The sequence below is a fragment of the Pirellulaceae bacterium genome (assembly GCA_019636385.1).
Classification (GTDB): domain Bacteria; phylum Planctomycetota; class Planctomycetia; order Pirellulales; family Pirellulaceae; genus Aureliella.
The window spans coordinates 81,823-103,462 of record JAHBXT010000002.1 but is presented as its reverse complement, the minus strand read 5'-3'; the positions used below and the strand labels follow the sequence as shown (position 1 = coordinate 103,462).

The window sequence follows — 21,640 nt, the reverse complement described above, 5'->3', positions numbered from 1 at the left end:
GCATGTTGCCGGCCTCAACAGATGCTGAGAACATTGGAAAGTCAGGTAAAAATTTCATGAAACAGGCGACAGTGAACGCGGCTGTTGCAATTGCCACTACCCTGTTGCTCGGATGTGGCAGCCAAAGCGACTTTCAATCCGCCGGCAAAATCCAGGCAAATAGTCAGAACCAACAACAGGCGCCGAATATGGATTCGCCCCAATTGCCGGTTACGAAAATAGGACCGCGCAACGAGTATGGATTCGCCAAGATATCCACGCGTAAAGGAGACGACTACTACGAGGGAATCGTCGACTCCAACGGCGATGAAGTCGTGCAGCTCAGCTCGAGAATGTTGGTCAATGACATTACCGGCAAGCTAGCCTTGATCCAGTTCGAACGTAAATTTCTGTTCGTGCCCTTAGAGGGTGGCTTCGTCTCCGAAGCGGATCTCGAAAGCGTCAATGGATTTCAATATGCTGAGCCCCATCAATGCGGTTTGGCAATGGTCAGTATCGACGATTCACGGTTCTACATCAACTCTGACTTCCGAAAGGCTTTTGACTCCAGTTTCGAATTTGCTGAATCTTTTCATCACAATCGTGCGCTGGTGATGTCAAACGGCAAATATCGAATTATTGATACGGACGGGAATACCGTTGCGGACCTGGACTACGACCAAGTTAGCCTGCAAAGCGAATGGTGCTGGCAAGTGATCAATAAGGAAAATGGAAGATTTCGAAGTGGCTTTGTTGATCTCAACGGCAAGCGCATTACCGAACTAGTTTATGACAGAGTCGGCTACTACGATCCGGAGGTAAAGCGGATTTGGGTTTGCCAGGACCAACGCTACGGGTTTCTGGACGAATTCGCCAAAACCGTTATCCCTGTGAAGTACGATTTTGCTGAAGTGTTTGATCGTGGCAAAGCGAGAGTCGTACTCAACGGCCGAACTTTTTTCATTGATCCGGAAGGTAACGAAGTGCCAGATTGATGCCAGTCTAGAGTGCCCAGTCGTAGGACTGGGAGTTATTGGTGAGCCCTAATGCCGAAGCAGATTGAGAGCAACGGAATGCGTCGAACGATCTCGAAGGTCAGCAGGCTTCCCATCAGAGTTATGGCTGAGAGCAGTAAAAATTTGATCATCACAGGCCATTGCAGGTCGTAGGTCCAGTAGGCAGCAATGATTAAGATCGTCTGATGGGCGATGTAGCATGGATAAACAGCGGAGTTGCAATATGCAAGAACTGAACTCGGGCGATTCAGATAGCGCGACCCCATGGCCAAGATCGCCAGGCACCAAGCTCCTGTATTGACTGCTTCCAACAGCGGGCCGACCAGTTGTGCCCCCTGTAGACTCATCGGCAAAAATCTTGATAGTACCAGCAACGTGAACGTGACCATGCCAATGGCCAGAGCCTTGATGCCGATGCGATCCAGCGTGTTCCAAAATACTTTGTGAACCGAGATGAATATGAATCCATACACGAACATCAGCAGGTATTGGGCGAAATGATACCAGTCCCAAACAAGATTGCGCGTAGCAGGAAAGTACGGACGCAGCGCATATTCAGCTAACACCAGAGGCACTGCCATGGCAATCCATATTCGCCCATCTACCATCCAGCGCTGAACGGTTACCAGGAAGCTATTGTCAGGATGATTCCTGAGGTAGATCAATAGCGGGCTAAGGAAGATCGAATAGACCAACAGGTAGGGCAGAAACCACAGGTGATGCCAGCTAAAATTTCCAGACGGATAGATACCTTCAAAGAAATGCGGATAGAACTGCCAGTAGGACTCGTACCCCGCGCCCGCAACCTGCCGTTCGACATACACTTGAGGCGGCACAACTACCAGAATGCCGAAGACCAGAGGAATGAATAGCCGGACGGTTCTTTCGCCCAGGAACTCGCGCGGGCTTCGGCTGGAAAGTGCCATACGCGTTCCCATCCCAGAAATTAGGAACAGAATCGGCAATCGCCAGCGGTTCAGGAACGACATTGGCCAGACCAGCCAATCGGCTATTGTCTCATTCTTAATATGGAAATCCCAGGGCACGAAGAACATGCCGACATGATAGAGGATCAGCAATCCGAAAACGATGACTCGAATCCAATCCAAATCGTATCTACGAATACTGGTAGTCGTTGTTTTCATGGATCAGCGGTCCACTGTTCACAATTTCAACTTAGGCATTGACGCTAACTCATCATGAAGACCTGCACTTGGCAGCTAGAAACCCAATGCCCCACAGCACAAGGAAATCGCCCAGGACTTGAGCCGGTTAGTGGCCCCGTGGCTACAAATGGGATACACGAGGTAAAGTCATGCAATCTGTTCGTTCTGTCAACTCCCTTCTTGGTAGTCTGTGCATTTTCATTGCTTTTGGTGGCTTGTTTGTTGGGCGCATGATGACCTACCCTGTGGCGCTGGCTGACGGTAGCTTTCTTCAGCGACTTCAAACAGACGCGGCCGCATGGGATTACGGTCATCGCGTGATGCTGCTTGGCGTGGTCGCGATGATATCGGCATTACTTACTCTGGCAGCTGTCAGGCAGCGGTGATTCGTGTACGATCGCTGCGATTGGTAATCATCGGCGCCACTCTAGGTATTTTCGGTGCGACATTGCAGGTAGGCCAGTTTACCTTAGATTTCGCCACGCTGGCAGCAGCAGAAATTGCCCCCCGATCGGCAGGCGAGGCTCTAATCGCGATTCGTTGTCGTGATCTCGCTGGTCAAGTAGAATCAGGTTCTAATTGCGGCACGATTCCAACAACTTGGCGTGGGACCTGCTACCGTAAAGATCTCCTTAATCAAATACGAAGTGATGCGATCACTAGCCATTCTATTAACCCTGCCAGTGCTTATGGCGTCGTCCGCACTCTACGCTTCGGATGATGTGGTTTCCTATAACCGCGACATCCGGCCGCTGCTCTCGGACCGCTGCTTTGTTTGTCACGGACCGGATGATGCCAAGCGCGAGGCTGATTTGCGGTTGGATGTGGCCGATGGTGATCAAGGTCCGTTCCAAAAGCGCGGTGGCCAGCAGGTGATTGTGCCCGGGGAGCCGAATTCGAGCGAGTTGTGGAGGCGACTGACGACCGACGACGACTCGCTGCAAATGCCGCCGCAGGAATCGGGCAAGAAGCCACTGACCACTGCCCAGAGAGAACTATTTCGCCGTTGGATCGAACAAGGTGCCCAATACGACCGATTCTGGTCATTCGAGCCGCCTCGACCACAAGTGTTACCTGCGGTTGAAAATAGTAACTGGCCAGCAGGCCGGATTGATCAATTTGTTCTGGCTACTTTGGAGCGGCAGCGGATGCAGCCTCAGCCACCAACGGACAGGCGAACGTTGATTCGCCGTATTACACTGGATCTAACGGGTTTGCCGCCTTCACGGCGAGATATCCAGCAGTTCGAACAGGATGCTGATCCGGATGCGTATGGAAAACTGGTGGACCATCTGCTGGCCACTCCGCAGTATGGCGAGCATCTGGGCCGCTATTGGTTAGATCTGGTGCGATATGCTGACACCAACGGCATGCATCACGATCATTATCGCGAGCTGTCGCAGTATCGCGACTGGGTAATACGAGCATTCAACGCCAACATGCCTTTCGACCGATTTGTCACCGAGCAGCTTGCAGGCGACCTGTTGGAGCGCGCGACCACCGACCAGCAGATCGCCTCCGGCTACAATCGCCTGCACATGGTGATGGACAAAGGCACGAATCCTCCACAGGAAAGCTATACCCGCAATGTGGTGGACCAGGTTTCGGCCTTCGGTACAGTGTTCATGGGAATGACACTGGAATGCGCCGTGTGCCATGACCACAAATATGATCCCGTGAAGCAGCGAGATTTCTACCAACTCTTTGCCTTCTTTAACAACATCGATGGAGATCCCGAAACGCCGGGGCGCGAGCAGCAGCCTCCAATTCTTCAACTGCCGACACCAGAGCAGGCGAGCAGCCTGAATGCGCTCGACTCGCAACTGGCGGCAGCCAAGGTCGATGTCGACAATTTGAAACGCTCACTCATGGAGCTTGAATCGGCAAGTGGGCCGGACGGTGCTCTCGGCAAGCCAAGCGAAACTGACAGCAGGGCGACGACCACAGAGGCCGCTGCGCTAGCGGCCAAGTTGAAAGAAGAGGAGCAGGAGCTTAACCGACTGCAGAAAGCACTGGATCAGCTGCGGCGCAGCATTCCGATCGCTTTGGTCATGAAAGAACGATCCGACGTGCGACCAGCCTATATTCTCAAACGTGGGGCTTACGACCAGCCGGGCGAAGAGGTTTCCAGGGACACGCCAGCATTTCTGCCACCAATGGAGTCCAATGGCAATCTTAACACGCGACTCGATCTGGCACGCTGGATAACCGACAAGCGGCACCCGCTGCTGGCCCGCGTGACGGTGAATCGTATCTGGCAACAGTTTTTTGGCGTGGGACTGGTAAAGACCTCGGAAGATTTTGGAGCCCAGGGTGAGTATCCCAGTCATCCCGATTTGTTGGACGACTTGGCCAATACATTTGTCAACACGAACTGGGACGTCAAGTCGCTTGTTCGGTCGATCGCGATGTCACAGACCTACCAGCAATCTTCGCGTGTCTCATCTGACCAGCATCGTGCCGATGCCGACAACCGGTTGCTGGCCCGCGCCCCGCGGATTCGCTTGGACTCGGAGGTGATTCGCGATCAAATCCTGGCCATCAGTGGTTTGCTGAACAGCACCATGTATGGAAAGAGCGTAAAACCGCCACAGCCGGCTGATCTGTGGAAGACGGTTTCCATGGTCTCGTCCTCTACCTATTCCTTTCAACAGGATACTGGGGAAGACATTTTTCGCCGCAGCCTGTACACATTCTGGAAGCGGGCGATGCCACCACCACAGATGACGATCTTCGATGCACCGACGCGGGAAAGCTGTACATCGCGGCGCGAACGCACCAATACGCCCGTACAAGCCTTGCTGATGATGAACGAGAGTCAGTATTTTGAAGCGGCACGACATTTCGCTCAGCAATTGGTGAGCTCATCAGATCAGAGCGACATTCAGCGTTTGTGTGTGGCCTTCGAGTCCGTTACATCCCACCTGCCTAGTGTCGACGTTCAAGCGGATCTACTTAGCGGGCTGGAGAGCTTTCGTGCACTATATCGGGATAATGTTGAGGCCGCTCAAATGATGACAGCTGATTTGAGCCCAACTAGCGATGCGCAGCGTATCGAGCTGGCTGCGTTTACCATGATCGTCAATTCCCTGTTCAATCTTGATGCGACCAAGACACGTGAATAAGCTCGCTTCGTTTAACTACTGGCAAGACGATTGTCTGTTATACTAGACTTCCGGCATGTTTCTCTTACTCAAGTGGAGCAACTTGTGGTTAGATTCAATCGAATTACCATCGATCCGGCGGTTATGAATGGTCAACCTTGTATCCGAGGGCTTCGCCTGACAGTTCGTCGCGTTCTCGAAGTGGTAGCTGTGTATCCTGATCGTCAAGAATTGGCCAAGGAGTTCCCAGAACAGGAGTGTGACGATATTAGGCAAGCTCTAGCATACGCAGCGGCCAGTTTGAACGACAAGATTCTCGAACTTCACCGCGTCTAATGAGATTTTTACTCGATCATGGGTTGCCGCGAACAACGGTCTCCTGCGTTCGTGATATTGGTTTCGAATCGGAGCATGTCGGCGAGTTGGGAATGGCAGCCGCCAGTGATGCAGCCATTCTCGACGAGGGACTTAAACTCAATGCTATTGTAGCTACCTTCGATGCGGACTTTCATGCGTTGTTGGCTAAATCGAGCGCTTCAAAACCTTCGGTGATTAGAATTAGGATTGAACGTCTTAAGGGAATCGACGTTGCGCAATGGATTGAGAAAGCGCTGAGATCATTCGAGACGACTTACAATCTGGAGTTGCGGTTACTGTGAATGCTCGACGCCTAGCAGTAAGGCGCTTGCCAATGACCAGTACCTCGATGTCAACACCAGACCAAAACAACTAAAAGTTAATGCTTGAAAAGAGTGTCATTGGCATCCTAAGGTGCAAGATAGAACCAAGCTAAGTGGTGAAAATGTCGAACATATTTCTCAGTCAATATCATTGGCCACAAATGCGACGTCGGTTCCTATACCACACCGGCATGGGACTCGGAGCGGCCGTTCTCGGCTCCTTGGTCGCCAAGCAAGCCTCCGCAGAATTAGCGGAGCTGCCACATTTTCCACCACGCGCAAAACGCGTCATCTTTTTGTTTATGGGAGGAGCCCCCAGCCAGATCGACTTGTACGACTACAAACCGGAACTTGAGGCGAAATACAAACAGCCGTTGCCGGACGATGTTCGCGACGGCCAGCGTGTGACCGCCATGACCGATGGCCAAGCCAAGTTGATTCAGCCTTCGATTTTCAAGTTCTCTCGGCAAGGTGACTGCGGCAGGTATATGAGCGAGTTGTTGCCACACTTGTCAACCGTGGTCGACGACCTGTGTTTCATCAAGTCGATGCGTACCGAGGCGATTAACCACGATGAGGGCAAGACACAGATGTGCACCGGCTCGCAAATCCAGGGCAAGCCGAGTTTGGGTGCTTGGTTGAGCTATGGCCTGGGGTCGCTCAACAAAAACCTGCCAGACTTCATTGTGCTGAATTCAGCCTATTGGTCTGGAGACCAACAGAACGTGCAGGCTCTGTACAGTCGTCTGTGGGGTACCGGATTCTTGCCATCGAAGTATCAAGGAGTCGCCTTTCAGTCAGCCGGCGATCCGGTACTATTTTTGTCGAACCCATCGGGTGTTACCCGCAGCAGCCGCAAGCAGATGCTCGACCTGGTGACTCAGCTCAATCAGAAACACGCCTCCGACATCGGTGATCCCGAGATCCAAACCACAATTGCCCAACAAGAGATGGCATTCCGCATGCAAGCTTCAGTGCCTGAACTGACGGATCTTTCAGAGGAACCCGACTCAGTCAAGAAGCTATATGGACCCGAAGTCGAGAAATCGGGCTCGTTCGCCCGTAACTGTTTATTGGCCAGGCGGATGGTCGAGCGTGGCGTGCGTTTTGTACAGGTATTTCATCGTGGCTGGGATCACCATAGTGCGCTGCCTGCAAAGCTGCGCGGTCAATGTAAAGACGTTGACCAGCCCTGGGCGGCTTTGATTCAGGATCTCAAGCAACGCGGTATGCTGCATGATACGCTGGTCATTTGTTCCGGTGAATTTGGACGCACGGTCTACAGCCAGGGCAAGCAAACCGACACTGACTATGGACGCGATCATCACCCTCGCTGCTTTACAGCCTGGCTAGCTGGCGGGGGAATTCAAGGTGGCATCGAGCACGGGCGGACCGATGAGTATAGTTACAACATTGTCGATGCGGACGGCCAGCGGACGACTCGATTCGAGGACGACGCGGTCCACATCAATGATCTGAACGCCACAATTCTGCATCAATTAGGAATTGATCATCGCCGCCTGACCTTTGCCTACCAGGGACTCGACCAGCGTTTGACGGGTGTTGAGGAAGCTCATGTGGTCGAAAAGATCATCGCCTGAGTCTGATGTTCATCTCCCATACGATTGGGAGAACCAGCTAATAAAGCTGTCTCCTGCAATATTCACATGCTGCGAGGCAGAACCTCGAAGACAGTGCGTTCCCAAGCGAGGACCGGGAACGAGCGTCTGCCCAGCGGAATCCAAGTTCGCCCTGATCAATAAAGTTGAATCGACAGGCAGGTTCCTGTTGGCAAAATCACGACGCCCCAAGTTTCGTCGGTACCGACCTTCAGCGTCTCAGTATTGGCCGCTTGGTCGGGGAGCTTGACCTCCACCACAAATTTGCCAGGCGAGACTTCAAAATTTAATCCGCTCGTCGGATCTTCTGCACCGGCGCCGGCCGCAACTGTATAGGCCTTCTTGTTGATGGTCACGGCGGCTGCTTCCTCTGACGCATTGCCGACGAGCAATCGACCTTTGCCGTTTCCAGGTAAAACACCAGCGGCCTTGGCACCTTGTGCGTCGCGCGAAATCAAGGCTATCGCCGTCTTATCGCCTTCGGAAGTCAGTTGCACCAGCATACTGCCATCTGGTCCGGTAAACGACAACGAAGCTGATGTCGGTTCTATCTTGGCAGCTTCCTTGATTTCGGTCCACGCCGGTGCGGTCAACTCGCGCCGATAGAAGTCGATAACAGATTTCAGATTGGCCGGGACCGTCTTACTCGTCTGCTTGCGGAAATTGCTGCCTTCGGATTGATACCCCTCGCCCCCCTCGGGAAATGGCAAACCGTTGTGGCTGTCGGCAACCAATCCTTCGACAGGAGCGTTTGGCGGAGACGAATTGGTGATCGTTGCTCCCAACACAACTGTGTCGAAACTCACCTCGAAGCTGTACTGCTTGTTGAAGAATTCACCTGGGGTGAGCATCTTGGCAGTACCCCGAGCACGACCATCTTCGATGACAATCTCGCTGGCATTTTCATTGTTGCCACTGATGCTGGCGTTGTCTGCCCAGATTTGTGTCGAGTTGACATTATCTTCGGCATCAACAACCAGCTTGACCTGCGCTGTAAATTCAAAATAGTCATCGGCGCTCTTCTTGCCCAGTGCTGCGGTGAGCTTCGTCATGTTCAGCGGCTTTTCTGAAAGCACAATGGTCGTCATCGGCTTGTCAAACTGCTTCATTGCGTATGCCACCACGTTGGATAGATTATATGTCTTGTCTCCCATTTTCAGCGTGCCGGAGTTGGCCAACTTGGGCGCATCGACTAGCAACTTCGCTGGCGATGACTGGCGCGTCAGTAGCGGAACATCGAAACTGATCTCGGCAGTGTAAACTTTATCAAAGAACGAGCCAGGCTCCTTCAGTTGTACGCTGCCACGCGCACGACCGTTTTCAACTAACGCATCTCCGGAAAGATCACTGCCGGTTCCATTGCCAGGTGTTTTGTCGGCTTGTAAATTTAGCCGCTTGGGCTTGTCGTCCTCATCCAACGTGATCGAGACAAACGGCTGTGGCCACGATAGTGAACTTTCGTCGGCGCTTTTGTCTGTTCCCGTTTGTTTAAGATTGGCCAACAAGCTTTGCTGCTTGACCGGCCTCTGAGTCGCAACAACTTTTGTAGACCACTCGCCGTCCTCGAAGACCTCGTAAGCGATGACATTGGAGAGTGTGTAAGTCTTGCCATCCATGACGATGGTTGCATGGTTTGGTAGTTTTGGCAAGTTCTCGATTCCCTGGTGGGGCCGATCCTTTCGCTTGGGAAGTTCCAGGGGCTGGCCAGCCATCTCCTTCTTCTGTTGTTCACGGGCAGCGACTTCCGCTGCCTTGGCCTTCTGTTTTGCACGAGCAACCTCGGTCGTCTCCTTTGGCAGTGGCAAGTCCTTTGGCGTAGGCTGGTCGCCTTCATCCCACATCAAACCGCTAGGTGTTAAGCGGACTTCACTGCCGCCTCCGCGACTGTCGACGCGAACTTCAAGCGACAGCGTATTCTTGGCAAATTTTTGGACCCAAAAATTGCTTTGCAGATTGTCTTTGCCGGTTTTGGTCCACTTCTGCTCAGCAAGCGTTTTCCCATAGTAGTTGCCGGTTGTTTTGAAATCCGTCGGCACCTGAAAGCGAACATCACCACGACGCTTCATGTAGCTAACATCGGTTGCACCATCAGGAATGGGAAGGTCGCGAACACGAGTTTCCTGAGCCTGGACTTGGATTGTGAATCCTACCATTCCAAATGCCAGCGCCACTAGAAGGAGTTTTCGACTCATTATGCGTTCCTCAAATCGTGATTGCCTGTTGTTCATTCCAACAAAGCGAACTATTGTAGCAATTTCGCCAAGCCGGGCTGCATGAGAGCACCATCAGCATTTTTCGAGAGGGAGTGCACCGGACTCGCTACAAGCTAGCGGCTTCGGTTGGCTTCCCATCAGCCCGCCTGTGCCTCATGACACGCTCTTTCACTCAACATCCTATCCAAACTCTATGCCAGAACAGCATCAGCGCAATGCAGTGCCCAGCATTAAAGTAGCAAGCTGCAGCGACTTTGAAGTTACCGGAATTGGAGACCATCCAGCCTGGGACCAAGTAGACTGGGTGCCAATGCAGCTCCGTGCAGACAGCTCGGCTGATTACAATTCACGATTTAAGATTCTATACTCGACAAGCGGTATTTATGTACTGTTCGACGGCAGCGATCGCATTCTGTCTGCGACTTTGCAAGAGGATTTCAGCGACCTGTGGACCGAGGACGTTTTTGAATGCTTTTTCTGGACGGACCAGCGATATCCGATCTACTTCGAATACGAGATATCGCCGCTCGGTTTTGAACTACCGATCCTCGTTCCCAACTTTGACGGCCAATTTCTTGGTTGGCGACCCTGGCATTACGAAGCTAATCGCCGTACTCGAAAGGCGATTGCCATCCACGGTGGCGAGATGGAATCCGGGGCAGCGATAACCGGCTGGAGCGCCGAGGTCTTCCTGCCGTTTGCGCTTCTGAGCCCGCTCCGACAAGTCCCACCGCAGCCGGGTACTCGGTGGCAAGCCAATTTCTATCGCATGGACTACGACCATGGCCGGCCATCAAGCTGGCACTGGTCCCCCGTCGGGCCCAGCTTCCACGAAACCCAAAACTTCGGCGCGCTGATTTTTGAATAGACAGTAGGACCTAGTCATTGGGCAATGGGTATTAGGGCACGGCCAACGCGCAATACAAGGCTGCCTAGGTAGCCTTGCGCGATATGGATTTCTTTGATAGACCATAGGCATGCGCAACGAGACTCTTTCTGCGAAGACCGTGGAGGCTGTTTCGCTGCTTGGTCTACGAGAGAGCCAATCATGTCCACTGTAAAAGCGGTTCGAGTCGACCTGGCCAGTGTCAATACTTCGAGAGTTTGTCCGATCCGAGAGACACCAAGAACCGCAAACACAAATTGACTGATCTGATCGTGATCTGCATTTGCGCGATTATCTCAGGTGCCAAAGGTCCGACAGGCACCCGAGCGCTGGGCCAAGGGCAAGCGAGACTTTCTGGAAAGATTCTTGAAGCTTCCTGGCGGCCTGCCATCGCGAGATTGTATTCGCAGGTTGCTCATTGCGCTTGAACCCCAAGCGTTTCAGAAATGTTTCAAGCGCTGGCTAGCCTCGTACATGGAACAAACAGAAGATGGTCAGCCTCGGTTGATTGCCACCCGATGGCAAGACCAGTACGGCAGCAGCCTCCAAACCACCGACCAGTCACACGGGCGGGTTGATGAACGCAGCTACGCAATGATCAAGCTGAAGCAAGCTTCGCCGATCAAGAAAGCCTGGCCCTCGGTCAAAGCTATCGGCTATGCGGTTCGCGTCAGTACAGTTGCCAACCAACAAGAGACATTCCAGACACGCTACTTCTTCCTCTGGCCGACTGCTGACCGTATCCGCGTTTGACGCTACCGTGCGCGGTCACTGATCGATCGAGTCGATGCACTGGACGTTGGACGTGACCTTTCGCGAGGACGCGCAGCAGACCAGTGAGCGGGCCTTAGTCAACAACCTCAATTGGCTACGACGCTTCGCTATCTCGCTGCTTAAACGCGGGCAGAAGAAGAACGACAGCATCATCGGTCGCATGGAATTAGCAGCCTACAATACCGACATCCTTGAGCAAGTCCTTGGCGGACAATAACTTAATTACGCGCTGGCCGTGCGCAGGGGGTGCGACCTGAGCGCCGATGCAAGGGTTGAAGTTAGAAGTGGGTGATTCCTCAAACAGGGTCACCCCTTCACTTCTAACTTTAACCCCAATGCTATAACCCCCACCGCGCGGAATGCCTTTTACAGCGCCACGGACGAATTCAATTCTCAGTCAAACCTAAGGCTCCGAATTTTCATTTGCCGTTGAACCAAGACAGCCTATACGGGCATTCATCATGTCACGATCAGTAATCACAACTTAGAGACACATCGCTCACAATTACCAAATGAATTATCAAATGTTCAGGCGATTCTTCGGATTGAGGCGTCGAGTTCCGTAAAAGTTCAGCATACACACAGCTCCGATGACCGATAACATCAGACCTGAAGGCTCGGGCACCTGCGAGAAAGTCTGATCGAAATGGCTCACGAAGATATTGTCTCCTGCAAATCGTGTTTGCAGTTGAAAGTCCTTGCTGATGCGCAATCTAGCTGCAGGGTGAGCAAATATCTGGTGGTCGATTAGCTTGTCGACGCCGGTCCCACCAAGATTGAGGAACACCTCCTTATTGGCTAGCGTGTCGAGCGTATCATCATCGACTACGCCCTCCACGAGATGCGCCTCACCACCACCTACGTAATTGCCTGTAAACTCTAGTGTATTGTCTGTGATGAGAGCCAGACCATCCAGTCGCATGACATGAAAGTCAAGTGACATATCATAGTTTTTATTGGCCCCATTAAGTTCCCAGCCAGTTGGTGTTTGAAAACGAATGCCATACTCTAACTGGCCCAACACTATGGTCTGAATTGGAATTACCTGAATTGTTGCGGCGCTGACACTCAAGTCACCCGTCTCAATATAGTTCTCAAACCCATAGAAGCGTTTGTCTCCGCTGACCACCTCACCACCGGCAAGTAGGTCCGACAATAGAGCTGCATTTGCCTTAAGCTCTGAAAAACTGAGCATGCTCAATTGCAATACCACCAAGCACAGCCAGCCACATAAACCACGTCTCAAATACCACATAGCTCGACTCCCTGAAAAAGGCTTGGGAAATCCGTCAAGGACCTTCCTATCGGGGACAATTTTCCCAATTGCAATTTTTGTATTGTTTCCCGAGATGAAACCCAGAACGATCGAGGCTGCTGCCTATTTGCACTAGTGAATTCCGCTAGTATTCTGGGATACACGCTTGCGAGGAATCGCTATTGTTAGGGATTGACGTGAATCTTGTTCTCAACGGCGGTCGCTCCCGTTTCACACTTCCCGCCTGACCAAAACACCATTTCCATCACCCACTGGAGGGTTATGAGCGGCTGATGTACATGATGCTCGATGCCAACGTAGTGGCCTGCAGCGCTGGTACCGTGTACCGGGTTTTGAGCCAGGCAGGTCTACTTAAGCGTAACGCGAAACGGTCGCTCAAAGGGACTGGTTTCCAACAACCACTGGCAGCCCACGATCAATGGCACATCGGTGTTTCCTATTTGAATATCGCAAGCACCTTTTATTTCATGGCCAGTATTCTGGACGGCGACAGTCGAAGTGTGGTGCATTGGGATATTCGCCAAAAGATGGAGGAGGTCGACATCGAAGTCATTCCGCGGGCAGCTCGCGAAAAATATCCAGATGTCACTCCACGGATCATCTCGGACAATGGCCCCCCAGTTGGTTGCGAAAGACTTCAAGCACTTCGTTCGCCTGTGTGGTATGAAGCATGTTTGCACTAGCCCTTACTATCCCCAGAGCAATGGCGATATCGAGCGGTACCAACGCACGATCAAATTCCAGTGCATTCAGCCCTTGACCCCTTTGAGCCTGAATGATGCGAAACGAGGCGTAGAGAAATTCGTTATCCAGTTCAATACCGTGCTGCTGCACAGCGCCATCGGCCATGTGACCTCACAAGCGATGCTCTAGGGTCGTCCGCAAACGATCTTCGATGAGCGGGATCGCAAACTTTCCGAAGCTCGCCAGCGGCGTGCGTTGGCTCGCGCAGCAGTTAGAGAGAAAGGCTGCTCGGATTCGCCATCACCGTCTAATACGAACCATACTGACAGTGATGTTGCGGAGGATGGAGTTCTGCTGGGAAGCACCTCGAGCGCCGCACCGTTGCCGTTTACAAATGTCGGTAGCGGACTGAGCCAGATCAATTCAAACTCCTCCGCTACCGCAACCACACTGTAGCCCATTTGCTAATGGCCTCAAACGCAAAATCCCGGAGCTTGGGGGCTGGCCCCCATCAAAGTAGTCCGTCTTCAGTCCCTCTTCATTTCTACACTAAAGGCTAACCACATTTTCACATCTTAGGCTGAACCAATACCATTGGCGGTTCAAATAGGTTCTTCTGCACTTTGCTTCTGGAATAAATAGTGGAATCCACCAATCGAGAATGGGTTGATCATGTGATGTCCACTCCCAGAGCATCTATCGAAAATGCATTCAGTGATTAGCTAATTCCCGCGCAGTTCATGCGGGGAACATTTAGAACGCAAACTGGAGACACGTCATGACAAAGTCGATCACTCGACGACGCAAAGGCACCTTTGCTCTGGCTTTTCTAGCTTCGGTGGGGCTAGGCACAATAGGCCGTGCGGATTTAATCGCAGTGGAATGGGGCGGAAACTATGTTAGTTCGGCGCAGAATTATGCTGATCACAATCCGCTAAATACCTCCGGCGGGAATCAGTATGGCGATCCCGATGGTCCATTTCCCGATGGGGGAGGGGGCAGTATTGCCGGACGCGCTTATCGCTCGACACCGTTCAGTCCGCCCAGCGGATACAGTGGAACGAGCGATACATTTTGGGGAGGAGGCTCCGTAACCTCACCAACACTTCCCAGCAATGATGGCTTCAATGACTTGGAAGTACTCAATCAAGGACCCAACGATAGCCTACATTTTCACGTGGATACGGGTACACATGTCCATACGTTCCATCAACTGATCTATTGGGATAAGGCAAATTTCCTTAATGGGCTGTACGCATATCCAAACCTCAAACTTGGAACCGGGCAATTTGTCATTCGAACGTCACAAGTGGCTGGACATCACACAGACCAAGATCTTCGTTGGGTTGTGCGTAATGGTTCACAGTTCTACGTCTCACAAGCCACCGTCCAATTGACGAACAACGCAACCATTACTGTTCCATACTCTAGTTTGACTAATTGGGGGCTATACAACCCCACCTTGGCCGGTGGTAGCCCGACGGCGGCAGATCTATTATCGTTAGATTTCAACGAAGCTGGCGCGTTTAATCCGCAAACTTTCTTGAATGTCACCGGGCTGGGCTTTTACATCGAACACGAGAATGCGACGGGACCGACTCATGTGCATATTGAAGGTTTCAGCGCAACGAGCGTGCCAGAGCCTTCAAGTGCCCTATTAAGTCTGATGTCACTCATGGGTATCGCATTGCGACGAGGCCAGCGGCATCTGCGAGCGAACGGTTCCCCCTGTCTTGGTTCAACGGGAAGTGGAATTTGGTGAAGGTTGAGTTAGCGAATTGGTGGAACGCATACGGCGTGAAATCTGAATGCATCCAAGCAGAGGTTTTGCGCTTTTGGGCGAAATTGCAAGGGAAGGGGGTGAAGCAGTTTGAGCCGCGACACTCCGGCCTCCAACTTCGCGATTGAACGGCGCTCAGGGTGCTCCTTAGCTGTAGTAGCCAGCATTTGATCTGACGACAATTGCCCAGATTACGCACTGGGCTGTAAGAGTTGGTCGAGCATTTTTTATGATTCGGCTAAGTGCTTAGAATCGTTGAAGGTTTGCAACGGAGGATTGCCGAAGCAGTATCGTCCGCCATGAGGATGTTGTTCGCTATTGTGCTGTAACCATTGATCGACATCTTGTTGCAGTTGAGTTGCCCCAGTTTTCTGTACCACGTGATATGAAAGATTGGGTTAGGAAATAGGTAAGGGAATGGAATGTTCGCTGTGCTGATGGAGAGGAGTGAGCGCAGCGAACGGAACGGAATCAGCACAGCGAGCGGCGAACTCGTTGGGGGTCAGGTAGCCCAGCGAACTGTGGGGCCTGACTCTGTTGTAGTCGTCTTGCCACTGTCGGGATTTGAGTCTTGCGCCTGCCACTGAAACCAGCTCGCTCGGTGGCAGATATTCGTCTCGGAGTTTGCCGTTGAAACTCTCGCACACTCCGTTTTGCCACGGCGATCCTGGCTCGATATACAGCGTCTGAATCGATAGTCTGCTTAGCCACTGCTGGATCGCTTTGGCCATGAATTCAGGCCCATTGTCGCTTCTCAACATCTTGGGGACTCCATACATCGAGAATAGCTCGGCCAGCGTATCAATCGCGTCTTCGCTGGTGATGCTTCGTGACACCTTGATCGCCAGACACATCCGCGTGTATTCGTCGATCACATTGAGCCATCGGAGTCTTGTGCCCTGGAGCGTCGTCGATTCCATAAAATCCCATGTCCATACATCATTCGGTTGGCTGGCTGGCTTCCGATGACAGGCGTTCACCGCTTGGCCTTGACTTCGCTTTTTCCTGCGTTTCCTTGGTACTCTCAGCCCTGCCGATCTCCACAGTCGGTACATACGCTTCATGTTGAGGCTGTCTCCTTCTCGACGCAGTAGTTGTCCAATCCGGCGATAGCCCCAACGCGGTCTACGCCTAACTTGCTCCATTATGCGTTTCGTTAGCCGCTCGTCTTCGTCCTTCGGATGCCCCTCATAACGCTGGGTGGATCTTGGTTGTGCCAACACCCGACAGGCTCGACGCTGCGATACTTGATACTTCGCTTGCAGCATCTCCACTGCTTCTCGACGCGCTTGAGGGGTGCTCAGTTTCCCCGGGCGACCTCCCTGAGCATCTGAATGTCCAACGCCTGGTCCGCCACCAGTCGTTTCAGCCGAGTGTTTTCATCTTCCAGTTGCTTTAAACGCTTGGTCTCGTCGCTCTCCATGCCGCCGTACTGCTTGCGCCAGCGGCTCAGTGACGGTTCACTTACTTCCATCGCTTGCAGCGCCTCGCCCACGCTCTTGCCAGCCGCAAGCATCGCGTCGGCGTCTCGTTGTTTCTTGATGATCTGTTCGCTTGTGTGTTTGCGTCTTCGCTTTGTCATTGAAAGTCCTCCTGCCCATTTCGGGCTCTTGGACTTTCATATCACCCGGATCAGATTTTGGGGAGCAGGTCACTGGACCGTGACGATGGTGACTGGTCCTTAATTCGTTCTTCATTGTCGCGATGGCACGTTTCACATGCCCTACTGGTCGGTAGCGGTAGACTTGGTTGTCTGGTACTATGCTTTAATAGTTGGATTGTGGCGTTCTGCAAAATGTGTCACATGCATTCCGCAGAAGTAAGTTCATGACTCTACTGCCAGTGGCTTTATCGAGGATATTGATGATTGGCCGATGTTTAACTGAGTCGCGATGGAGCTTTCCTAATGCATTTGCCGGAATAGCGTTTCGTGCGCTGCTCTCAGTCTGTATTGTATGGCATTTTGGCGCGTATCTTGATGCACAAGATCGGTTGCCTGCGACGGCACCTGAATCGCAGAATCAGGTAAGGGTAGGCCAACACTGGATTCAGACTACCGAGGATGAGCGATCGATTAAGATCGAGAGCGATCTGCTGGAAGCGGTCATTCCCAAGAATCATCCAAAGCACTGGATGACTGGTATCGAAAAAGGTTCATTCCTGGACAAGGCCAGTGGGTTTCGCGAAGTCGGCGATGGCTTGATGGTGGTCGATTGGCTGATGGAGGCTGGCAGCGATGCGGCCTGGAGTGATCAAGTAATCGCACCAGATGGCCATGGTGTCGGCCGTTATACCTGGTATGAAAATTCGACGGACCCCGCCCAACGCGAGTATGCATTGATGGCGCATGGCAGCAGCCACCGCAAGCGGATGGTCGAGGGGCCTCAGTTGTGCCATCGCATGAAGCCGGTCGAGCCCGAAATCATTCGGGGAGCGGATTTCGTTGCGGTCAAGACGACGTACCAATTCGAGTACGCTGCGCCCGGCCGCCGGCCCGGATCGACCTGGACCCAGTTGATTGTGTTTCCATTGGGCAAACGCTATTTTCTACTAATGGACCAAGTGGACAGCGTCAATGACTCGCCCGAAATGTTCCTGCGCAATGATACCCCCGGCTGTGTGCGGCATCAGCAGGGCGACACCTTCAGCCAGATGTACTTGAGCTACCTCAGCGGACCGCGCGGACTGCTTATACCCTCCAAGGAGTTCTTCGAGCCGTTTCCGCCGGACCTCAAGTACGGATACCGCCGCGACACGCATCACATTCCCGAACGCTTCATTCGCGCCTACCATCTGCGCGATCCTCAGACGGGCGCTGCCGGTCCGTGGCTGGCTGGATTAACGCTGGACCCCTCAGTGGTCTACGAAGCTTGGTGCAGCCAACGCCCAGGAGGTATCATCGTGATGATTGAAGAAGTACACGGAAGGCCGGTCAAAGCGGGCCAAACGTTCAGCGCCGCGCATGTGGTCGGATTCTTTGATGACCTCCCACAAATGGAACAGACCTTCGACCAGCATCGTGGCCACAATACCTTACACGCCGATGCCCAAGGCTGGCGGCTGAGCAAACGCGAACAGTAAGAAGAAGGCTGTGGCTGATCTCAGTGATGCTTCCCTCGACATGGGGCGGCGAAGATCGATGCTGCAGGTAATTCAATGGCTTAAAGTGCGGCTTCTTGAATAAGCTTTTGCGCATCAGCGTTATCGGCCAGTTTTTGCCCGATCGCCTGTATGGACTGCTTGGCATCTTCTTTCAATCCTGGTCGCTGGGCAGCACCGATGGCCAACTTGAGCGTATCGATCGTTGGATAGCGCTTCAACACGTCCAGCACTAGCTTTTGCTCGGCGACGTTCTTGGCAGCATCCAGCGCTTGCCGGCACATTTCGGCTCGATCCGCGTCCGACATCACAAACTGCCGGGCTACGCGAATATAGCCGCGCATCGCACGAACTTGAAAGCGATCTACTGGTCCAGTCTTGGCCAAGTCCAACAGCACCGGCGCAACATCGATCGTCATCCACTCGCCGAGCAATCGAGTACTCAAGTCGCGCAACGACTCATCTTTATGCTTGGCATGTTGTGCAATTATGTCCAGCGCTTTTGTACCTCCGACGGCTGCCAGGGTTTGCAGTAGTATCGCTTTGGCGGCCACCGGCGCGCGTTCGGCAGCTTGGCCCAGTTCAGCAGCGCAGGCCTCGCGGTCAGGCATACGCACAGCCGCGGTCATCAATGCCCGCGAGGCGGCTCCTGTATCACTAGCATGTTGGGGGCTGACCGCTTGCGTGATCAGCACCGACAAGCGAGCCTGTGGCACCGTCTGTCCAAGCGACTGCAACGCAGCAGCGCGAATAGCTTCCTGTTCACTCGCCAATGCCTTGATCAACTGATCTGTGGCCTCAAGTTGCCTCAGCCCCACCAATTCCAGCAACAACAACTGCCCTTGCTTGGCTGTGGCCAGTCGCTGCAAAATATCTTGGTCAACTTGTTCGTCCGAAAGAGCCACTAATGCGGCGCGGACCGCAGGTTGCAATTGCTCACTGCTTGATGCAATTTCCAGCAACGGCTGGACGCAGGAGACATCGCCGACGCGGCCAACCACATTGATCGCGGCCATGCGCACTTCTTGCGAGCCACTGGCCGACAGTGACAGTAGCGATTTCAAATCGGGCTTGCCGGACAGATCGCCGAGCACTTCGACCATCAGTGCGGCACGTTCCGGAGCAGCCTTGCCGATTTCGCCGATCAGCTCGGCGGCCAGTTGAGAACTATGTACCTGGCGTGCCGTTTGCAGCCCCAGTGCAAACATTCGTCGATCGGGCGAGCGCAATTGCTCTACTAACAATGGCACACCATCCGCACCACGAGCCACGATTGCTCCACGAGTAGCTTCAATAATGCGCTGCTGTGGATAGGGACCGCTGCGCACCAAATCGTATAACTGGATGGCGCGGGCCGTATCGCCACTGCTTGCGAGATGCTCAGCGCAATACACACAGCCTTCAGCAACTGCAGATTGCACCGATTTTGGTGCTTGAGCCAAATACCCAGTAAGTGCATCCGCAGCGGCATCCGTACCGACTTTGCCGAGAGCCACGGCGGCAGCTGCGGCCACGTCGGGGTTGCTACCGCGCATAAGTCCAGCAAGCAGCTCGACCGCCTGGCTATCGCGGCGCACGCCAAGAGAATTCACTGTGCCCACCAAAAGCAGCCCATCTAACTGAGCAGCGGCAGAACGCAGAGCGTCGTTAGGCTGCTGGCCGGGAATGGCCTCCAAAGCGATGCGAGCCCACGATGCCAAACGCGGATCCGCCAATAACTTCGACAGTTCTGGCACCGCCGCCTCAGAGCCGTAGATGGCCAGACGCTTGCAAGCCATGGCTTTTTCACCTGCTTCGACGTCCGATGATAGCAGCGCGATCAAGTCTGGCTCGCTGGTCATGCTGATCGCTTGGCCCCAACAATTGGAATTCACTGCCCAACACAGCCAGCACAACGAGGAAAGCAGAGTCGATCTCATTTTGGAACTCATCCAAGGTAATTGGTTAGATTTCATAATTGGGGATAGAGGCTGAATATAATTTGCAGCGGATCGGATTGGACAAGACGGAAGGCACAGACGGTTGCCCGCAGTTTCGCTCGGTGCATACTGACGATCAAATGCGCCAGGGCTCGCGCAGAGCTTCACCACGCAGGCGGTTGGCATGCGGATCGTCTTTGAATTCATACTTATCGACATCCAGCTTGACCGCACGTTCCAAAAACAGCGCAACGTTAGCGGCATGGCACACGACGTGCGCGCGAGCCGCTGCGATAGCGTTGCCTTTGGGCTGACTGCGTGTCTTAACACAGTCCAGAAAATCGCGCACATGGAACGTCGCTGGATAACCGCCGATCTCTTCGACGGTGCGACCAGCCAGCAGTTCAGGAGAGCTGAGAACTATTTTGCCACTGTCTCCCGCCTCGACCCACCCTGTTTCGCCTTCGAAACGCACTGGGCAGGAACCCAACGGAATCCAGTTCTTCTCACGGAAGATCAACTGCACTCCATCAGCGTAGGTACAAACAATCTCCTCATTTTCGGGCGGACGGTATTCGACCGGCGGTGGACAATCGCCAACGGCCCACTGGCACAGGTCCACCGTGTGCGAACCCCATTCCAGAACGCCGCCGCCGACCAGGCCACCACCTTTTTCAAAGTGGAAGCCGTTGAGCTGCTTGGCATTAAAGGGTCGCCAAGCGGCCGGTCCCAAATAGGTATTCCAGTCGATCTCTTCAGGATTGGGCTCGGCCTCTTCCGGCATCCAGCCGCTGGAAATCGCGGTCATGCCAGCCGGGTGAGCATACACTTTCTTCAGTTTGCCCAAGCGACCGGTGCGCGCCAATTGGCAGGCAAAGGCAAAATGCGGCAAATTGCGACGCTGCGTGCCGGCCTGAAAAATGCGCCCCGTGCGTTCAATCATGTCCGCAAGTGCGATGCTTTGAGCAATATTCTTGGTGCAGGGCTTTTCGCAATAGATATCTTTGCCGGCCCGAGCCGCGTAAGCGGTCATCGTGGCGTGCCAGTTCGGACCGGTCGCGATCAGCACAGCGTCAATATCGTCGCGATCCAACAGTTCGCGAAAGTCGCGGTGCATGGTGCAGGCCTGTGTGCCGTATTTGTCGTCCACCAATTTTTTAATGGTTTGCCGCCGCGACTCCTTGATATCGCATACCGCGGCGAATTGGACGTCCGACTGTTCCATGAAACAGCCCAAGTCGTATGCACCACGATTGCCGATGCCAATGCCGCCGACAATGATCCGTTCGCTGGGTGGCACGGCACCGTCGCGTCCCAAGGCCGAGGCTGGAATGATCGTGGGCAATGCTACAGCAGCACCAGTTGCAGCCGCAGTTTTAAGAAAACGTCGACGATCCGTAGGACCGGCAAAAGCTGGTTGATTCATAGCTGAGTTCCGTAACGAC

18 protein-coding genes and 1 pseudogene are annotated in these 21,640 nt (G+C 53.3%); 13 read left to right on the top strand and 6 right to left on the bottom strand.

Going from position 1 to position 21,640, the window contains the following annotated elements; genetic code table 11:
• Nucleotides 1-56 precede the first annotated feature (56 nt).
• Entirely contained in the window at nt 57-974 is a 918-nt protein-coding gene (locus KF752_06230; GenBank protein MBX3421137.1) for a WG repeat-containing protein, read from the top strand.
• 35 nt (nt 975-1,009) lie between these two features.
• Here the strand turns inward: KF752_06230 and KF752_06225 are convergent, their stop codons facing one another.
• Nucleotides 1,010-2,140 carry an acyltransferase family protein gene (locus KF752_06225; protein ID MBX3421136.1) on the bottom strand — a complete coding sequence of 377 codons (1,131 nt, stop codon included), beginning with the start codon at nt 2,138-2,140 and terminating at the stop codon, nt 1,010-1,012.
• Between the two features lie 170 nt (nt 2,141-2,310).
• Here KF752_06225 and KF752_06220 point away from each other — a divergent pair, with 170 nt between their 5' ends.
• The 5 genes from KF752_06220 to KF752_06200 all read left to right on the top strand — a co-directional run bounded on the left by KF752_06220 (nt 2,311) and on the right by KF752_06200 (nt 7,546).
• On the top strand, nt 2,311-2,547 hold the full coding sequence (locus KF752_06220; protein ID MBX3421135.1) for a hypothetical protein: 237 nt from the start codon (nt 2,311-2,313) through the stop codon (nt 2,545-2,547).
• A gap of 264 nt (nt 2,548-2,811) precedes the next feature.
• The gene (locus tag KF752_06215; GenBank protein MBX3421134.1) at nt 2,812-5,286 is read left to right on the top strand and encodes a PSD1 domain-containing protein; all 2,475 of its coding nucleotides are present in this window, start codon (nt 2,812-2,814) and stop codon (nt 5,284-5,286) included.
• 84 nt (nt 5,287-5,370) lie between these two features.
• The gene (locus KF752_06210; protein ID MBX3421133.1) at nt 5,371-5,601 is read left to right on the top strand and encodes a DUF433 domain-containing protein; all 231 of its coding nucleotides are present in this window, start codon (nt 5,371-5,373) and stop codon (nt 5,599-5,601) included.
• Nucleotides 5,601-5,924 carry a DUF5615 family PIN-like protein gene (locus KF752_06205; GenBank protein MBX3421132.1) on the top strand — a complete coding sequence of 108 codons (324 nt, stop codon included), beginning with the start codon at nt 5,601-5,603 and terminating at the stop codon, nt 5,922-5,924. The genes KF752_06210 and KF752_06205 overlap by 1 nt, the downstream gene beginning before the upstream one ends.
• A gap of 143 nt (nt 5,925-6,067) precedes the next feature.
• Nucleotides 6,068-7,546: a DUF1501 domain-containing protein gene (locus KF752_06200; GenBank protein MBX3421131.1), complete on the top strand. Its 1,479-nt coding sequence runs from the start codon at nt 6,068-6,070 to the stop codon at nt 7,544-7,546.
• Nucleotides 7,547-7,701: 155 nt separating this feature from the next.
• On the opposite strand, the gene KF752_06195 is transcribed toward KF752_06200, so the two are convergent.
• On the bottom strand, nt 7,702-9,756 hold the full coding sequence (locus KF752_06195) for a hypothetical protein (protein ID MBX3421130.1): 2,055 nt from the start codon (nt 9,754-9,756) through the stop codon (nt 7,702-7,704).
• Nucleotides 9,757-9,970: 214 nt separating this feature from the next.
• Here KF752_06195 and KF752_06190 point away from each other — a divergent pair, with 214 nt between their 5' ends.
• The 3 genes from KF752_06190 to KF752_06180 all read left to right on the top strand — a co-directional run bounded on the left by KF752_06190 (nt 9,971) and on the right by KF752_06180 (nt 11,654).
• Nucleotides 9,971-10,645 carry a carbohydrate-binding family 9-like protein gene (locus KF752_06190; protein ID MBX3421129.1) on the top strand — a complete coding sequence of 225 codons (675 nt, stop codon included), beginning with the start codon at nt 9,971-9,973 and terminating at the stop codon, nt 10,643-10,645.
• Between the two features lie 318 nt (nt 10,646-10,963).
• A complete protein-coding gene (locus KF752_06185; GenBank protein MBX3421128.1) occupies nt 10,964-11,416 on the top strand; it encodes a transposase family protein in 453 nt (150 codons plus the stop codon).
• Nucleotides 11,417-11,450: 34 nt separating this feature from the next.
• A complete protein-coding gene (locus KF752_06180; GenBank protein ID MBX3421127.1) occupies nt 11,451-11,654 on the top strand; it encodes a hypothetical protein in 204 nt (67 codons plus the stop codon).
• Nucleotides 11,655-11,957: 303 nt separating this feature from the next.
• Here the strand turns inward: KF752_06180 and KF752_06175 are convergent, their stop codons facing one another.
• Nucleotides 11,958-12,692, bottom strand: coding sequence for a hypothetical protein (locus tag KF752_06175; GenBank protein ID MBX3421126.1), 735 nt, complete (start codon nt 12,690-12,692; stop codon nt 11,958-11,960).
• A 293-nt stretch (nt 12,693-12,985) separates the two neighbouring features.
• Between KF752_06175 and KF752_06170 the strand changes: the two genes are divergently transcribed.
• The 3 genes from KF752_06170 to KF752_06160 all read left to right on the top strand — a co-directional run bounded on the left by KF752_06170 (nt 12,986) and on the right by KF752_06160 (nt 15,159).
• Nucleotides 12,986-13,396, top strand: a complete 411-nt coding sequence (locus tag KF752_06170) for a hypothetical protein (GenBank protein ID MBX3421125.1) — start codon at nt 12,986-12,988, stop codon at nt 13,394-13,396.
• A complete protein-coding gene (locus KF752_06165) occupies nt 13,377-13,586 on the top strand; it encodes an integrase core domain-containing protein (protein ID MBX3421124.1) in 210 nt (69 codons plus the stop codon). The genes KF752_06170 and KF752_06165 overlap by 20 nt, the downstream gene beginning before the upstream one ends.
• 589 nt (nt 13,587-14,175) lie before the next feature.
• Nucleotides 14,176-15,159, top strand: a complete 984-nt coding sequence (locus tag KF752_06160; GenBank protein MBX3421123.1) for a PEP-CTERM sorting domain-containing protein — start codon at nt 14,176-14,178, stop codon at nt 15,157-15,159.
• A gap of 524 nt (nt 15,160-15,683) precedes the next feature.
• Here the strand turns inward: KF752_06160 and KF752_06155 are convergent.
• A pseudogene (locus KF752_06155) lies at nt 15,684-16,759 on the bottom strand (IS3 family transposase).
• A gap of 245 nt (nt 16,760-17,004) precedes the next feature.
• On the opposite strand from KF752_06155, the gene KF752_06150 reads away from it, so the two are divergent.
• Entirely contained in the window at nt 17,005-18,258 is a 1,254-nt protein-coding gene (locus tag KF752_06150; protein MBX3421122.1) for a hypothetical protein, read from the top strand.
• 80 nt (nt 18,259-18,338) lie between these two features.
• Here the strand turns inward: KF752_06150 and KF752_06145 are convergent, their stop codons facing one another.
• Nucleotides 18,339-20,195 carry a HEAT repeat domain-containing protein gene (locus KF752_06145; GenBank protein MBX3421121.1) on the bottom strand — a complete coding sequence of 619 codons (1,857 nt, stop codon included), beginning with the start codon at nt 20,193-20,195 and terminating at the stop codon, nt 18,339-18,341.
• Between the two features lie 136 nt (nt 20,196-20,331).
• Nucleotides 20,332-21,621: a Gfo/Idh/MocA family oxidoreductase gene (locus KF752_06140; protein MBX3421120.1), complete on the bottom strand. Its 1,290-nt coding sequence runs from the start codon at nt 21,619-21,621 to the stop codon at nt 20,332-20,334.
• Between the last annotated feature and the right edge of the window lie 19 nt (nt 21,622-21,640).

Bases quoted from the DNA above. Each gene is read 5' to 3' on its own strand.
- KF752_06230 (MBX3421137.1), top strand. From the start codon at position 57: ATGAAACAGGCGACAGTGAACGCGGCTGTTGCAATTGCCACTACCCTG.
- KF752_06225 (MBX3421136.1), bottom strand. From the start codon at position 2,140: ATGAAAACAACGACTACCAGTATTCGTAGATACGATTTGGATTGGATT.
- KF752_06220 (MBX3421135.1), top strand. From the start codon at position 2,311: ATGCAATCTGTTCGTTCTGTCAACTCCCTTCTTGGTAGTCTGTGCATT.
- KF752_06215 (MBX3421134.1), top strand. From the start codon at position 2,812: ATGCGATCACTAGCCATTCTATTAACCCTGCCAGTGCTTATGGCGTCG.
- KF752_06205 (MBX3421132.1), top strand. From the start codon at position 5,601: ATGAGATTTTTACTCGATCATGGGTTGCCGCGAACAACGGTCTCCTGC.
- KF752_06200 (MBX3421131.1), top strand. From the start codon at position 6,068: ATGTCGAACATATTTCTCAGTCAATATCATTGGCCACAAATGCGACGT.
- KF752_06195 (MBX3421130.1), bottom strand. From the start codon at position 9,756: ATGAGTCGAAAACTCCTTCTAGTGGCGCTGGCATTTGGAATGGTAGGA.
- KF752_06190 (MBX3421129.1), top strand. From the start codon at position 9,971: ATGCCAGAACAGCATCAGCGCAATGCAGTGCCCAGCATTAAAGTAGCA.
- KF752_06180 (MBX3421127.1), top strand. From the start codon at position 11,451: ATGCACTGGACGTTGGACGTGACCTTTCGCGAGGACGCGCAGCAGACC.
- KF752_06175 (MBX3421126.1), bottom strand. From the start codon at position 12,692: ATGTGGTATTTGAGACGTGGTTTATGTGGCTGGCTGTGCTTGGTGGTA.
- KF752_06170 (MBX3421125.1), top strand. From the start codon at position 12,986: ATGTACATGATGCTCGATGCCAACGTAGTGGCCTGCAGCGCTGGTACC.
- KF752_06165 (MBX3421124.1), top strand. From the start codon at position 13,377: ATGAAGCATGTTTGCACTAGCCCTTACTATCCCCAGAGCAATGGCGAT.
- KF752_06160 (MBX3421123.1), top strand. From the start codon at position 14,176: ATGACAAAGTCGATCACTCGACGACGCAAAGGCACCTTTGCTCTGGCT.
- KF752_06150 (MBX3421122.1), top strand. From the start codon at position 17,005: ATGACTCTACTGCCAGTGGCTTTATCGAGGATATTGATGATTGGCCGA.
- KF752_06145 (MBX3421121.1), bottom strand. From the start codon at position 20,195: ATGAGATCGACTCTGCTTTCCTCGTTGTGCTGGCTGTGTTGGGCAGTG.
- KF752_06140 (MBX3421120.1), bottom strand. From the start codon at position 21,621: ATGAATCAACCAGCTTTTGCCGGTCCTACGGATCGTCGACGTTTTCTT.